General features: G+C 33.7%; 15 protein-coding genes and 1 pseudogene. 2 read left to right on the top strand and 14 right to left on the bottom strand.

The genetic code is table 11. From position 1 onward, the window contains the following. Window positions 1-2: 2 nt before the first annotated feature. From LB888_RS07180 to LB888_RS07160, 5 genes are all read right to left on the bottom strand, one after another. Entirely contained in the window at window positions 3-929 is a 927-nt protein-coding gene (locus tag LB888_RS07180) for an adenylyl-sulfate kinase (RefSeq protein ID WP_318752413.1), read from the bottom strand. Window positions 930-1,095: 166 nt separating this feature from the next. Further along, entirely contained in the window at window positions 1,096-1,929 is an 834-nt protein-coding gene (locus LB888_RS07175; RefSeq protein WP_276649395.1) for a carbohydrate ABC transporter permease, read from the bottom strand. A gap of 15 nt (window positions 1,930-1,944) precedes the next feature. After that, window positions 1,945-2,814 (bottom strand): sugar ABC transporter permease, encoded by an 870-nt coding sequence (locus tag LB888_RS07170; RefSeq protein ID WP_318752412.1) that lies wholly within the window; start codon window positions 2,812-2,814, stop codon window positions 1,945-1,947. A 10-nt stretch (window positions 2,815-2,824) separates the two neighbouring features. Continuing rightward, window positions 2,825-4,084, bottom strand: coding sequence for an extracellular solute-binding protein (locus LB888_RS07165; RefSeq protein WP_318752411.1), 1,260 nt, complete (start codon window positions 4,082-4,084; stop codon window positions 2,825-2,827). 12 nt (window positions 4,085-4,096) lie between these two features. Next, window positions 4,097-6,259 carry an alpha-galactosidase gene (locus LB888_RS07160; protein ID WP_318752410.1) on the bottom strand — a complete coding sequence of 721 codons (2,163 nt, stop codon included), beginning with the start codon at window positions 6,257-6,259 and terminating at the stop codon, window positions 4,097-4,099. 127 nt (window positions 6,260-6,386) lie between these two features. Between LB888_RS07160 and LB888_RS07155 the strand changes: the two genes are divergently transcribed. Continuing rightward, entirely contained in the window at window positions 6,387-7,259 is an 873-nt protein-coding gene (locus tag LB888_RS07155) for an AraC family ligand binding domain-containing protein (RefSeq protein ID WP_318752409.1), read from the top strand. An 89-nt stretch (window positions 7,260-7,348) separates the two neighbouring features. Here the strand turns inward: LB888_RS07155 and LB888_RS07150 are convergent, their stop codons facing one another. The 6 genes and pseudogenes from LB888_RS07150 to LB888_RS07125 all read right to left on the bottom strand — a co-directional run bounded on the left by LB888_RS07150 (window position 7,349) and on the right by LB888_RS07125 (window position 11,182). After that, window positions 7,349-8,056 (bottom strand): hypothetical protein, encoded by a 708-nt coding sequence (locus LB888_RS07150; protein ID WP_318752408.1) that lies wholly within the window; start codon window positions 8,054-8,056, stop codon window positions 7,349-7,351. An 8-nt stretch (window positions 8,057-8,064) separates the two neighbouring features. Further along, on the bottom strand, window positions 8,065-8,805 hold the full coding sequence (locus tag LB888_RS07145) for an ABC transporter permease (protein WP_318752407.1): 741 nt from the start codon (window positions 8,803-8,805) through the stop codon (window positions 8,065-8,067). After that, window positions 8,798-9,526: an ABC transporter ATP-binding protein gene (locus LB888_RS07140; protein WP_318752406.1), complete on the bottom strand. Its 729-nt coding sequence runs from the start codon at window positions 9,524-9,526 to the stop codon at window positions 8,798-8,800. Before LB888_RS07140 ends, LB888_RS07145 begins: the two co-directional genes overlap by 8 nt. A gap of 16 nt (window positions 9,527-9,542) precedes the next feature. Continuing rightward, window positions 9,543-9,710: a hypothetical protein gene (locus tag LB888_RS07135; protein ID WP_318752405.1), complete on the bottom strand. Its 168-nt coding sequence runs from the start codon at window positions 9,708-9,710 to the stop codon at window positions 9,543-9,545. Then, window positions 9,707-10,440, bottom strand: a pseudogene (locus tag LB888_RS07130) (ATP-binding cassette domain-containing protein). The gene LB888_RS07135 and the pseudogene LB888_RS07130 overlap by 4 nt, the downstream one beginning before the upstream one ends. 187 nt (window positions 10,441-10,627) lie before the next feature. Beyond that, entirely contained in the window at window positions 10,628-11,182 is a 555-nt protein-coding gene (locus LB888_RS07125; RefSeq protein WP_318752404.1) for a hypothetical protein, read from the bottom strand. Between the two features lie 220 nt (window positions 11,183-11,402). On the opposite strand from LB888_RS07125, the gene LB888_RS07120 reads away from it, so the two are divergent. Beyond that, window positions 11,403-12,251: a helix-turn-helix domain-containing protein gene (locus LB888_RS07120; RefSeq protein WP_318752403.1), complete on the top strand. Its 849-nt coding sequence runs from the start codon at window positions 11,403-11,405 to the stop codon at window positions 12,249-12,251. Window positions 12,252-12,335: 84 nt separating this feature from the next. On the opposite strand, the gene LB888_RS07115 is transcribed toward LB888_RS07120, so the two are convergent. The 3 genes from LB888_RS07115 to LB888_RS07105 are packed head-to-tail and all read right to left on the bottom strand — an operon-like array spanning window position 12,336 to window position 14,253. Then, entirely contained in the window at window positions 12,336-13,244 is a 909-nt protein-coding gene (locus LB888_RS07115) for an alpha/beta hydrolase (RefSeq protein ID WP_318752402.1), read from the bottom strand. A 26-nt stretch (window positions 13,245-13,270) separates the two neighbouring features. Next, window positions 13,271-13,531: an aldo/keto reductase gene (locus tag LB888_RS07110; protein ID WP_318752401.1), complete on the bottom strand. Its 261-nt coding sequence runs from the start codon at window positions 13,529-13,531 to the stop codon at window positions 13,271-13,273. Continuing rightward, complete coding sequence (locus LB888_RS07105; RefSeq protein ID WP_318752400.1) at window positions 13,510-14,253, bottom strand: aldo/keto reductase; 744 nt, start codon at window positions 14,251-14,253, stop codon at window positions 13,510-13,512. The genes LB888_RS07110 and LB888_RS07105 overlap by 22 nt, the downstream gene beginning before the upstream one ends. Window positions 14,254-14,324: the final 71 nt, after the last annotated feature.

Here is a 14,324-nt window from a genome sequence, read left to right as displayed (position 1 = left end):
GTTTACGCTCCTTCAATTAATGATAAATATTGATCATAATCTAACACGACGCCCTCTTTTGAGAAGATTAAATCGGCCATTGGACTTTGTTGGTGTAATTTCTCTTGTTCAATACCAAGAACCATCGTGACAAAAGCACTGTCCGCATGACCATCACGGGCTCTTAATTTACGATAGGCCATTGTTTCTGCTGGGGTGCTATTTAAAAACAGTCTAAAATCAATCCCTCTTAAATCGGCGTGATTACCATGGGTCCACTCTAAAATCATTATTTTTTTGTTTGAAAAATCGACCTGGTCATACCATAAAGCATCTGGTGTGCGTCCCATTCGTTTTAACCAAATGTGGTCATGGCCCTCTTTAAATTCTTTTAAGACACGATTAATCGCCGGGATATTTAATTCCTTATCAGTTCCCAAATAATCAGCTAAAGCTCTCTTTCCAGCTAAATGATAAGTTTGATACCAATCATACTGAGATAAATAGTCTAAACTGCCATCATTGAACACTTGATAAATATGTTCTAAAATTGCTTTTACATCCTCATTATAAAGACCTTCTTCGACCAAAGCTTTTTGGGCAGCATCTCGGTAAATTTGAACGCGTTCCGCATCATTATATTCAGGAATACGATGAGGATAATTATCTCCCGATAAAATATAAGTGCCGACACCTGCTTTTTCAAAATAAAATGCTAGAATAGATGCCAAGGTCGTTTTACCCGATCCAGATCCACCACTGACTGATATGATAATTTTATCTTCTGTTTCAAAATCAACCCTTGAGATTAATTCTTTATAAAGTGTTTGGGCTTTGTCGAATGAATCCTCTGAGTAAAAGATTTTATCACCCGGCATATCACCACGTGGCATCGGTTCTTCCATCGTTGGAAACCCTTGTTCAATTAACGATAACAATTGTTCTTTCATATACTGACCTCCTCAATTTTATAAAAAATTTGTAACGTTTCATTTCTATCTTTATTATAGAAAAACTGGTGTTATATTACAAACACCAGTTTCAATTTTTCAGACTTTTGAATGTTTTAGTCCATAAAATCTTGGAAATAAAACCACGTCATGGCTTTATTCCTAATTATTTAACTGCCCCATTACTCATACCCGCAATAATGTGTTTTTGGAAGACTAAGTAAACCAATGTGATGGTCACAATACCCACAATGTATGAGGCAAAGCTTGGACCAAAATCGTTGAAATACTGTCCGGTATAATTGTATTGGAACAATGGGAGTGACCACATTCTCGAATCTTTATTCAAGATTAATAATGGTAACATAAAGTCATTCCAGAACCATAAAGCATTAATAATCATGGTCGTCGCATGCATCGGTTTTAACATCGGAAAAATTATTTTACGATATGTTGTGAATTTATCCGCTCCATCAATCTCAGCTGCTTCATCCATACTTTCTGGTACACTCACTTTAATGTAGCCGACATATAAGAATAACGTTTGTGGGATCGCATAAGTTAAATATAACAAAATTAATCCCCACATATTGGCCATGCCAATACGGTTCATCATCACGGTAATCGGAATCATAATGACTTGAAACGGTACAAAGATTCCTAAAATTAACAAACTATACATTATCGCAAAAGCTTTTCTTTTACTCATATTACGTGCAATCGAGAAGGCTGCGGCTGGAATGACTAAAGTTACAGCTAACAGTGATACTACCGTAATAATAGTTGAGTTTAAGAAATAATCTTTAATACCATCGTCTAATAATGTCTGATAGTTATCTAAAATAAATGGTTTAGGCCAGCTAAAGAAATTATCGACGATATCTTTAGTGGTTTTAAATGAACTTAAGATGGTTACCAACAATGGAATAAGAATGAGAATTCCACCAATTATTAATAAGCCATATTGCCAAGTATTGCGTTTTGATGCTTCATTTTTCATTAGTGCTCACCCTTTCTATTGTACTTCATAACGTTTTGAGAGACGGATTTGTAATATTGAAATCAATCCGATCATCACAAATAAAACTAAAGCAATCGCATTAGCATAGCCATATTGATTACTCTTGAACGCATAATTATAAACTAATAACCCTAATGGTGTGGTCGCATCATTGGGTCCACCACCCGTTAAAGCAAAGATTTGATCAAAGGCGGTTAACCCTGCTTTTAAGGCCATAATAAATACCATCGTAATACTTGGAATTAAATAAGGTAATTCAATCGACCAGAAAATATGTTTGTGATCCGCCCCATCAACACGGGCTGCTTCAATAATTTCTTGAGGAATACTTTGCAAACCAGATAAGAAAATGATAATCGGCATCGCTACCCCTTGCCATAACATGACAAAGATAACGGCAAAAATCGCACCCCATTTAGTTCCTAAAAGACTGACTTGTAGCCACTCTATTCCTAAGGCATTGCCAATTGCAGGTAAACCATAGTTAAACACTTGTTTAAAAATTAATGAAACCGTCAAACCTGATAATACTGCCGGGAAGAAGAACCATGCTCTAAAGAAGGTTTGGCCTTTAATTTTGGAATTTAAGGCACGCGCCAATAAAATCCCTAAGATAATTTCACCGGCAATTAAGGCTATCGTTAAAATAATGGTAAACCCAATCGCTGACATAAATTTTGTATCGGTCATTAAGATTTTATAATTATTTAAACCCACAAATTCAAAATTATAGGTTAAGCCCGTCCAGTTGGTTAAACTGTAAAAAGCTCCTTGAATCATTGGAAAATAGAAAAATATAATTTGTAAGAGGATGGGAATCGCTAGAAAAGCCCAACCCCAATATTTAGATAAAAACTTTTTCATTGTACTCCTCCTACTTGACATCCGCTTTCATTGGATTAAAGAAAGCATTTAAATCTTGTGCCATACGCTCTAAATCACCGGTCGTTAAATAATTGGTGGTTAAAGTATAATAATCATTTTCACTCGTCCAATTTTGCGCTAACCAGACAATATGTTGATCGGTAAAAGCATATTGGGCTAAACCTGCTAATTCAGAATCTTCTTTCATTTTAACGCCTTTAACCGTTACGGGTGAGCCATCAACATCATAATATTTTTGCATCGCTTCCGGTGTCGTTAAGTATTCGACAAAGCGAAGTGCTTCTTCTTTATGTGGTGTCGTAGCAGAAATCGATAAAGCGAAGTCTCCCGAACCAATCGTTAAGCTTTCTCCTGGATTATTACCTGGGAATGGGAAGGTTGCCACTTCAAATTGAGGTTCTTGTTCATTAATCATCGTCAATGCCCATGAGCCATTAACGGTCATTAACGCATCACCTCTCGCAAAAGTTGCGAGGGCATCGGTATAAGAGGCTCCTTGCCAGTTTTGTTGCATTGCCCCTGGACGTCTTAATAAATCTAATCGCTGAGCATCCGCTTTTAAAATTTCATCATCGGCTGAGATTGAGTTAGGCTGAGAAAAACGTAAGTAATCATTCGCTGGCTGGAAACCACCGGTAACTGTCGCAATCGCTAGTTGATGATAGCCATTTAAAGTCCAGCCTTCACTACCCGCAATCGCAAAAGGCACTTGGCCATCCGCAATCATTTGATCCACTAAAGCTTCAAATTCTGCCCATGTCTCCGGTACTTCATATCCTAACTCTTTAAATTTAGTCGCATTATAATAAAAACCGTACATATTAGCACTAAGTGGTACATTATAAATACCACCTTCTACTTCATACTTTTCAGCATAACCCTCTTTTAAATTTTTCATAAAAGGTTGATCTTTAACATCTTCAAGGTAGCCTGCTTTGGCCCATTCTTGTAATTCCAAGCTTTGGGGGTAAGTATTCATTACATCCGGTAAATCACCTGCTAAGACACGCGTCTTCAATACATCGCCAGGTGAAGGAACATCGACGACTTTGATTTTAATATCTGGATTTTGCGCTTCAAAATCTTGCGCAATTTCTCTAATGGTATCTGTCATTTCTTTCTTTTGATTGAAGTATTCAATTTCAACTTTACCATCAGCTGTTAAGCCATCGTCTTTTCCGCATCCTACTAGGCTTAAACTCGCTAAGCATAAGATACCTGCTTTTAATAACTTACTTTTTCCTTTCATCTCATTCACTTCCTATTTTTTTATAAAATGGAGTTGTTTCGTTAAGAAATCTCCTTGAGGCATATCCATTGTTAGGCCGGCATACATTAACTCTGCCCCTGAATATACTGTATCACTGTCTACTAATTGATACAAACTATCCTCCTCGAGTCCGACTAATTTTAGCGTGGTTTCAATAGTTTCAATCGTTGATAAAATACGAACATAAGTGACCACCACTTGGTCTTGGTAATTAAATTGCACTGCTGCTTCATTAGAATCTGCTTCAGGATTAATCAAGCGATATTGTTTCCCTAATTGAATGATTGGACGAATCTTTTTATAAGCTGCCACTTGTTCTTTAATAACAGCTTTATCTGCTGCTGAAAGACTCGTTAAGTCCAATTCATAACCTAAATTCCCCATCATCGCAACATGTCCTCGTGTTTCAATCGGTGTGGTTCTGCCTAATTGATGGTTTGGTGAAACAGACACATGTGCTCCCATTGAAATTGTTGGATACAAGTATGATGAACCATATTGAATTGGTAAGCGCGCCATCGCATCCGTATCATCACTAGCCCAAACTTGTGGGAAATAGCGTAACATTCCTAAATCATTACGTCCGCCACCACCTGCACAACTTTCAAATAAAATATTGTCATGTTTTTCCGTTAAGTAAGACACCAAGTCATACAACCCTAACATATAAGCATGGGACTGCGATTTGGTTTCAAGATAGGTTGTACCATTACCAATTTTTGTGATATTACGGTTCATATCCCATTTAACATAATCAATCTCATGATTTTCTAGCAATTGATCGATTGTTGATTTTAAATACGCCACGACCTCTGGATTGGATAAATCTAAGACCAATTGATTACGTGAATAAGTATGACTGCGATTTGGTACTTGAATCGCCCAGTCTGGATGGTTGCGATATAAATCACTATCTTCAGAAATCATTTCTGGCTCAACCCAAATCCCAAATTTCAACCCACGCTGATGCACTTCATCAATGAGCTCTTTTAAGGTGCCACCTAATTTTTCTTCATTAACCCACCAATCGCCTAAAGCACGATTATCATCGAAACGATTGCCAAACCAGCCATCATCTAAGACAAATAGTTCGATACCTAAAGCCGCCGCTTCATCCGCTAATGCTAATAATTTCTCACCATTGAAATCAAAATAAGTCGCTTCCCAATTATTGACTAAAATCGGTCTTAATTCGTGGGCAAAAGTTGCGGGAATAATATGATTTTGAACGAAACGACGCGATTCATCTGATAAAGCATTCAACCCATTAGCACTATAGCTGAATAACGCGACCGGTGTTTCGAATTGTTCACCTGGATTTAATTGCCAACTAAAATTGTCATCGTTTAAACCAATCGCCACTCGCACTTCATTTAACTGATTTTGTTCCACAAAGGTTTGGAAATTACCTGAGTAGATGAGTTGTAATGCAAAAGCTTCACCCGCTTGTTCTGTTGTCTGGCTATCCGCCAAAATTAAAGCAGGCGTTTGACCATGTCCTGAAGCACCACGATTGGACCCAACTTTGTAGAATCCTTGCGTGACCGGTTGACGACGAACGGTCTTTTCTCTCGCATAAGCTCCTTGTAAAGTAATAACATCATACGCTTTAGCTGGTACATCGAACATGGCACTCAAAGCTCGATGCAACACCACCGGTGCTTCGCCCTTATTTTCGAATACTTGATGCACTAAAATGGTATCTGCGGTTGCTGAGGCGGTATAGATTAGTTTTAAGCTGACTTGAGCAACCTCGTCTACTAAAGTAAAAATAATCGACTCTGCATCATTGAAAGAGTGAACCGTTGGTAAGGTTGTGAGTGCCACATTCCCTTTCACAATTTCGTAGTCCGCTAATTTAAAATCAGTCACTTCATTTTGATGATGTTGCACTTTTAAAGAAGGTTGGCGGAAATCACCCAAACCATGTTGCCCAATCACTTGACGCTGAGTATCAAAACTAAAGGTACGATTGTGAGGTTCCGGGTTACCTGAAAAGGCATGATCTTTTTCAAAGACAGCATTTGCATTGTGATAGTGATTTACCCGACGTCCTACATGTCTTAATAATAAATACCCGTTAACATTTTCAATAATAATAGATGTGTTTTTGCCATGGATATAAAATAATGTTTCTTCCACTCGAATGCTCATTGTTTAGCCTCCTATTTGTTATTAACACTATCATAACGTTTGTATTCGTTTTCTAAAATAGAATTATGTTGGGTTGCGGTATGGAATAATGTTAGGTATAATTTAATGTGGTTAGGAGGGATTACGGGTGTTAAATAAGAAGATTGAAGGCGGTAGACTGGTTTATTATGAATTGCATCAAGGTTCAGTCGATTTAATGATGGACTTTTGCGGCTATGAAAAATGTACACCTAAATATGGTTTTGGCCCCGCTATTCGTGATAATTATGTACTCCATTATATTGAAGAAGGTAAAGGCCAATTTATCTATAATGGCAAAACCTATCATCTACAAGCTGGGGATTTATTTTTATTGAAAGAAAATGAGTTATTATATTATGAAGCCGATATTAATGATCCATGGTCTTATTATTGGTTGGGTCTTAGTGGCACCAAGGTTGCGGATTATTTTAAGTTGTCGACTTTAATGCAAGAGGGCTATGCTATTGCGAAGGATTTCGAAGCTACCCAATTAATTGGTGAAACAATTAAATTTATCGTTACCCAGAATATTACTAAAGACTATTATTCAATTGAAACTTTACAAATTTTATCCAAAATCTATGAAGTGTTATATTTAATCGCCCACCAATTTCCACTGAAAGAAGCTTCTAAGCAAAAATCAACTCATCAATTATATTTTGAAGCGAGAACGATCATAGATAAACAATATGGGAATGAAACATTAAATGTTAACTATATCGCTGAATTATTAGGAGTCAACCGCAGCTATCTTTCCACTATCTTTAAAGAACACGAGCAAATGACGCCAAAAGATTATTTAACGAAAGTGCGCATGAACAGAGCCAAACAGCTCTTAGAAAGTTCAGATTTAACCGTTAAAATCGTCGCCCTTTCTGTTGGCTACTCCGATCCCCTCTACTTTTCAAAATCATTCAAAAAATACTACGGCTATAATCCTAGCGAAGTGGAGAAAGTCACCCAGAATACAGAAATATAAAATAAGACCTCTCGCTATGCCTTATTAAGGGCTGGCGAGAGGGTGTTATTAAAATATTTTTTCTATAAATTAAACTTACACTTAAAAAATTATTTTCCCCTTTTTCTCAGTTCCAAATAATTAGGAAATAGCAATAACTCAAGAACAAGAAGTATAAGTGAAGTTATTAATTTCAAAATCAAATAATAATTTTCTTGAATTATTGTAAAGTAATAAGTATTTGGTATCAACAAATTTATTTCAGTATGAAAAGTAATTAAAGTAACTAAGATTACTATTATACTAGGAACTAATTTCATGGTAATTGAATCAAAAGTCAAACATATCATTTGTAATAAAAGGGCTACAGGTAAGAACATGATAAACGACCACATACTTGGTAAAATAATCAAATTAATTAATGAAGCCAATCCTTTTTCATTTAAAATAAATAAACAAATTAAAGTATAAACGATATAAACAATGAAGCATCGCATTATATTGATTAAAAATTTTACTCTAATCACCTTTGAAATTTTGACATTCATTTGCAACATCATGTCCCATCCGGAATTATTATCTTCTATTAAACTCTCTCTTAAATTTTGATATACAATCTGTATCGGTAATATCATTAAAAGATAAATCATTGAGAAAGTAACATACCAATAAGTACTTGGCGTTAAATCGGAGTATTCTACAGAAAAATCTATTACAAAATATTTTAATAAAGCACAAGTGATAACTGGGACTAAGAAATCAATTATATAAGTAGTTATTGTTTTGTTCTTAATAAATTCATTTTGAATTATTCGCATACTTTCACCTACTTAAAGCTAAATTCATAACTTCTATATTGGCATTTTTTTATCAATACACTCAATACAATTATGATTACAACATTGATTGCGACAATCGTATAGAACTCTGTTGAGCTTGCTCTAAATCCATGTGAAATATATGTAAAAGGCAAGAATAATCTAAACTCATTTCTAGGATAATATAAGGATATTGAAAGTATCATCATAGCAATGCCAATAGGAATTATTGAAGTAATCCTTTGACCTAGTAGTAAAATTATAAAGTAAAAAAAGGTAATAACAACCGCACTCAGATTCTGAATAATAAAAGATTTTGAAAACAACATGAAATCAAACGTTAATTGATTATCAATTAACTTTCCAACAAGCATTAAACTGAGGTAATCCGAAATCCAAAATAGTTGTGAATAAATAATAGAAACTATTATTTTATTTTTTAAAATTAATTGGTTACGAAAAGGTGAACAAACAAGTAGAAGCCAAGCTTCGTTTTTAAATTCTATAGAAAATATTTCATAGATAATTATGATTAAAAAGATGTAGTATAATTCTGAAAAATAAAAAATCGTTTGTTCTTTAAATATTAGTTGCCAATTTGTTAGTCCATACTCTGCTTGATGAATTAATAAATAGCCTTGATATCTAAACGTTAAATCTAAATATAGAAATGCATTCAAAAACAATGGAAAAACCAAACTCAATAGCCACAATCTGTTATTATGTTTAAAAAATTCACTTCTAATCATTAGTACCTCCAGTTAAACAAGCTAAATAAGCATCTTCTAATTCAGTACTTCTATATTTTTCGAGAAGATTGCTAACGGAACCGGAAAACTTAATTTCTCCATTACTTATTACAATTACATCTGAGATAACTTTGTCCAATTCACTTAAAATATGACTAGAAATAAGAAATGTAATATTTTTTTCTTTATGTAATGTTTGAATTAATTTTCTGATTTCAATCACACCTTGAGGATCTAGTCCATTAATAGGTTCATCCCAAATTAGTAACTCAGGATCTCCTAATAATGACTCTGCAATACAAAGTCTCTGTTTCATGCCCATTGAAAAATCTCTTACTTTTTTCTTTTTATCTACAGGTAATCCAACAAGTGATAATTTATTTCGAATACCCTCATCATCAATATCGATACCTTTCAAGTTGGAAACAATTTTCATGTTGTCGAAAGCATCTAGATGTCCATAATAAGATGGCCCTAAGACCACTCCTATTTTTGACAACACTTTATTTATTTCCATTGAATCTTTCTTATTAAAAACTTCGATAGTGCCTGAATCTGGTTGTGTAATCCCTAAAATCATCTTTATTATAGTTGTTTTTCCAGCACCGTTAGGACCAATAAAACCGTAAATTTTGCCTTTTTCAATAGTAAAAGTTGTATTAAAAATTGCCTGATGATTTTTAAAACTTTTTGTAATATTATCGACTTTAATGATTTTCACCACATCCTCTCAAAAGTTAATCAAATCGTTTTTTATAATAAATTACAGTTCCAATTAGCATTCCAACAAGAAAACCATAAGAAATTGTGTTTGCTGGTGAAATATTTTTTAGTCTTGAAATCACTAAACCAATCATCATCCCTAAAACTGAAAAAATCGGGATAATTGAACTCTTTGCTCTCATATATTTTCTCCTTCTTTTTCTTTTTTGGTATATAATTTATAATATTCATCACAATTACGCATTAATTCGTCATGTGTACCTGATTCAATAATACTGCCATTTTTCATGACATATATTTTGTCTGCATCAATAATTGTTGACATTCTATGTGCTATAATTATCTGAGTACAGCCTTGCTTTTTTAAATAATTTGTTATCTTATTTTCATTTATAGTATCTAACGAACTTGTAGCTTCGTCTAAAATTACAATCTTAGGTTTATTTATTAAAGCGCGTGCTAAAGCAATTCTTTGCCTTTGTCCTCCGGATATATTAGATCCCATTTCTGAAATAATAGTATTAAACTGCATTGGCATATCCATAATCTCATCATAAATTTGGACTGCTTTACAAACCTCTATGACCTCACTAAATGAAACATTTGAACTTAATTTTATGTTCTCTAAAATACTTCTATTTAATAAATAAACGTCTTGCGGAACTACACCAATATTTTTACTCAATGTTTTTTTACCAATATATCTCAAGTCTTGTCCATCAAAAAAACTCTTCCTTTTGAAGTGTGATATAATCCTGCTAGTATCTTAGCCAATGTACTTTTCCCAGAACCTGAATGTCCGACAAAAGCTACCTTCTTACCAGCCTTAATATCTAAATTTATATTATTAAGAATATTATTTGAATCTCTAGTATAAGAGAATGAAAGATTAGAAACTTTTATATTTCCCACTATATTAAAATCCTTGATTTCTTCATAATTTTTTCCTCTTTTGCACACCAAATATCATTAACTCTGTTTAAGTAACTTGAGGCCAAAATATACTGAGTATATGCGTTAAAAATTGATATTTCTGAACTAAATAATATTGATGTTACACTTTGATACGCAATAACTTCCCCAAAAGTATTATCACCTTTTAATGCGTTAAATAATCCGTAACTAATATAGTTAATTCCGAAAATTCTCCATAAAAACTTAAAATATTTTCTTTGTTTTTGGGAAATATTTTGCAAAAATATGTCATTCTCTCTTTAGAATTACTTCCAAACAATCTATTGTTTTTCTTTAATTGTGAAACATAATGTATTATAGTTTTATATATAAAATTGTTTACTCTATCAAAAATGCAATCTAATACATTAAACAAAAAGTAATCTCTTTCTACAAACTTTTCTACTCCTTGGAAATCTCTTGAAAATTCGTCAAATTGTTTTTCAATAAAGGGAAATATATATTCAGAGAACAAATACCTTTCTGATAACTGATCACGTAAATCTTTTGATATAACTTTACTTTCAAGAGAAATATAATCTAAAATTTTATTAGAATTAAAAGAAGCATACTTAGAATATTCTTTTTCCAATATCTCAATAAAATTATCTCCTCCTAATTTTTTTAATTCTTGCTCCATTTCTTGATATGTAAATTCAGAGAAAAAATTTAACCAATAATTAATGATGATATTTTTCATAAAATCTCCTTCATCGAACATAACATTATTTTTTTATAGTACTTTTATCCGCCCCCGCCACCAGCAACAATATAGATAAATAATTCCAAAATAACAAATATTATATTAATTATTTTCGCATCTATTTTTATTTTCATATTGATCTCCTTATGTTATTACTAAATTTAGTATATAATCAAAATAGCATACAAAAATTTTTGTTGTGAAAGTGGGAATTTTTATGAAATCTTCTTTAGGAAAAACGCTTAGGAAAGTACGTAAAGGAAAACAAATAACAATCGATTCTCTTGCTGATAATCTTTTATCAAAATCTCAGATTTCTCGCTTCGAACGAGGTGAATCGGAGGTTTCTTGTATCCGTTTAATTAATATCTTAGATAAATTAAATATGACTCTAGATGAATTTTTGGTACTACATAACAATAATTACGGAAAAACAAGGTCATTTCTGAACTTAGTTCAAACTATCCGTAAAGAAATCAGTCTACATAATATTGATATTTTGAAAAAAATGCTAACTGACGACTTAAACATTAATGCATTCGAAAAAACGATGATTAAATCCATGATATATTGTGTTGATAATTCCTTCCGTCCTTCAGAAGAAGAATTAATTAGTCTAACTGACTATTTATTTAAAGTTGAATGTTGGGGTTACTATGAAATCATTTTATTGGCTAATTGTGCACATACGATGAATTTTAACTCTTTTTTCCTTTTAACCAAGGAAATGGTAAAAAATTACATTTACTCTCACTCTAATAAGACTAACAAGATTTTAGTAATGCAACTATGTTTAAATTGTTTAATTTCAAGTATTGAAAAAGAAAAATTTTTAGAATCCGAATATCTGATAAATGAAATTAAATGTTTATTAGATAAAGAGCTAAATTTTTATGAGCGAACTGTTTTTCTCTATATCACTGGATATTATGAATATAAAAATAACATTGATTCAGGCATTCGAAAAATGAAGGAAGCAATTCAAATTTTTGATTTTTTAGAACAAAATGATTTAAAAGAATATTATTTGAAGCATTATACAGAAAAAGTCCAAACCGTTAACTAAATAAAACCTCTCGCTATACCTGATTAAGGGCTGGCGAGAGGTTGTTTGTATTTTTTTCAAAAGGAGTGTAAGCCTCGGTAAAAACTATTCGGTATAATCAAAGAAACGATTGGGTGCTGTTTTGGTTGGCGCTAACCATTCAATTAATAAGTCAATCCATTTACTTGCTTGATAATTTGAATTAGCGGTTTGGCGGCCCGTTAAGATATTCGCCAATGATAACCCATGTTTGCCTTTATCGAAAATATGTAATTCATAAGGGATTTTATACTCGTCTAGCGCTAAAGCGAATTCGATTGAATCGGTAACCGGCACAACATCATCTTCCCTGGTATGCCAAATGAAACTAGGTGGCGTCATATCATTAACAAAATTCGTCGGTTTTAAATCGGCCAATTCAATTTCAGTATTTTCTGCTTTACCGGTAATAGCATACATCATCGGATTTACCGGTTGCCCATATTCTGGTCTAACCGTTGAAGGAATCGTTAACGCTGGATAGATTAATACTAAATGAGTTGGTCGATATAATTCATTCGATTTGCCAACTAATTGTTCTAACCATTCTTCATGCCAATGAACACCTAATTGCGCCACTAAGTTACCACCCGCAGAAAAACCTCCAACAACAATATATTCTTCATTGATCGACCATTCCTCTGCGTTTTCTTTGAGGATCGTCATTGCACTTGCTAACTCCACTAATGGATTTGGATATTGGCTAACGGGAGGTTGTGGCCAATTTTCTAGATCAGTATTAAATGCCTGAACACCTTCGGTCGCATAATGAACCACCATTACTTGAAAACCTTTAGCAAAAAATTGCAACGCGACCATTTCGGACTCACGGTTTGAAGTAAACATATACCCTCCACCTGGACATAAAACCATCACTGGATACAAACGATCACCATCAATTTCAGGGGTTGCTTCATGTAAATAAAATTTAGCGACTGCTCCATTTTCACCTATTTGCTCTTCAAAATAACGCATAATTGCCTCCTTTATCTCATGCTCGATTAATAAGTTCCACGAATATGTTGATGTACTTTTTCCCAATAGAATTCAGACAATCGATTTAATTCTTCCGCTGAGAAATCAGGTACAGAAAGACTGGCTAAGTTTTGTGTGACTTGTTTTGGATTTTTAAATCCTGGTATAACCGTCGTGACCGCTTCTTGTTGTAAAATCCATTTTAACGCGGCTTGAGCTAATCCTCCACGTCCTTCTTTCACCCAATCTAACTGCTCAATTAATTCTAATGCTGTTTCAAATGGCAAACCACCAAAGGTTTCCCCACATTAAAGGCTTGCCCATCACGATTAAAGTGACGATGGTCATCTTGTGGGAATTGATAGCCTTTATGATACTTACCACTTAAAAGTCCACTTGCTAGCGGAACCCGTGCTAATATCCCGACACCGTTTGCTTGGGCGGTTGGGAATAATTCTTTCAATGGTTTTTGACGCAACATATTAAAAATAACTTGTAAACTAGTTGCATTGGTATGATTGATGACGAATAAACCCTCTTCATCATTTTCAACCGACACACCATAATAACGAATTTTCCCTTCTTGTTTTAAATCATCTAAAATCGGGAACACATCCGTCTCTTTTAAGATACTTAGTGGGGCACAGTGAATTTGGTATAAATCTAAAGCTTCACGATTTAATCGACTTAAGCTGTCTTCACAATATTGGGTAATCTTTGCTCGTGTATAATTTGATGGATCATCAAACTTGCCTTGACGACCAAACTTGGTAGCCACCATAAATTCATCACTGACTTCTTTTTGTAATTTCGCAAGCAGTTGCTCACTATGACCATCACCATAAACATCGGCAGTATCGAAAAAGTTGACTCCGCCTTCAACCGCCTTTAATAGACCAGCCATTGCTTCTTGATCACTACTTTCACCCCAACTACCGCCAATAGCCCATGTACCAAAACTTACCTGGCTAATCTTCAAATCCGATTTTCCTAATTGTTTGTACTGCATTATGTTTCCCTCCTCATCTTGTTAATTCTATTGTACGCGATTTCAAAAACGTTTCAAATGGAATATCTTGA

The sequence above is a fragment of the Globicatella sp. PHS-GS-PNBC-21-1553 genome (genome assembly GCF_033564055.1).
GTDB lineage: Bacteria > Bacillota > Bacilli > Lactobacillales > Aerococcaceae > Globicatella > Globicatella sulfidifaciens.
The sequence above is the reverse complement of the archived record's forward strand: the minus strand, read 5'-3'. Positions and strand labels throughout refer to the sequence as shown.

Excerpts from the sequence above, each read along its gene's own strand:
- LB888_RS07180 (WP_318752413.1), bottom strand. The coding sequence starts at position 929 with ATGAAAGAACAATTGTTATCGTTAATTGAACAAGGGTTTCCAACGATG.
- LB888_RS07175 (WP_276649395.1), bottom strand. The coding sequence starts at position 1,929 with ATGAAAAATGAAGCATCAAAACGCAATACTTGGCAATATGGCTTATTA.
- LB888_RS07170 (WP_318752412.1), bottom strand. The coding sequence starts at position 2,814 with ATGAAAAAGTTTTTATCTAAATATTGGGGTTGGGCTTTTCTAGCGATT.
- LB888_RS07165 (WP_318752411.1), bottom strand. The coding sequence starts at position 4,084 with ATGAAAGGAAAAAGTAAGTTATTAAAAGCAGGTATCTTATGCTTAGCG.
- LB888_RS07160 (WP_318752410.1), bottom strand. The coding sequence starts at position 6,259 with ATGAGCATTCGAGTGGAAGAAACATTATTTTATATCCATGGCAAAAAC.
- LB888_RS07150 (WP_318752408.1), bottom strand. The coding sequence starts at position 8,056 with ATGCGAATAATTCAAAATGAATTTATTAAGAACAAAACAATAACTACT.
- LB888_RS07145 (WP_318752407.1), bottom strand. The coding sequence starts at position 8,805 with ATGATTAGAAGTGAATTTTTTAAACATAATAACAGATTGTGGCTATTG.
- LB888_RS07135 (WP_318752405.1), bottom strand. The coding sequence starts at position 9,710 with ATGAGAGCAAAGAGTTCAATTATCCCGATTTTTTCAGTTTTAGGGATG.
- LB888_RS07125 (WP_318752404.1), bottom strand. The coding sequence starts at position 11,182 with ATGAAAAATATCATCATTAATTATTGGTTAAATTTTTTCTCTGAATTT.
- LB888_RS07120 (WP_318752403.1), top strand. The coding sequence starts at position 11,403 with ATGAAATCTTCTTTAGGAAAAACGCTTAGGAAAGTACGTAAAGGAAAA.
- LB888_RS07115 (WP_318752402.1), bottom strand. The coding sequence starts at position 13,244 with ATGCGTTATTTTGAAGAGCAAATAGGTGAAAATGGAGCAGTCGCTAAA.
- LB888_RS07105 (WP_318752400.1), bottom strand. The coding sequence starts at position 14,253 with ATGCAGTACAAACAATTAGGAAAATCGGATTTGAAGATTAGCCAGGTA.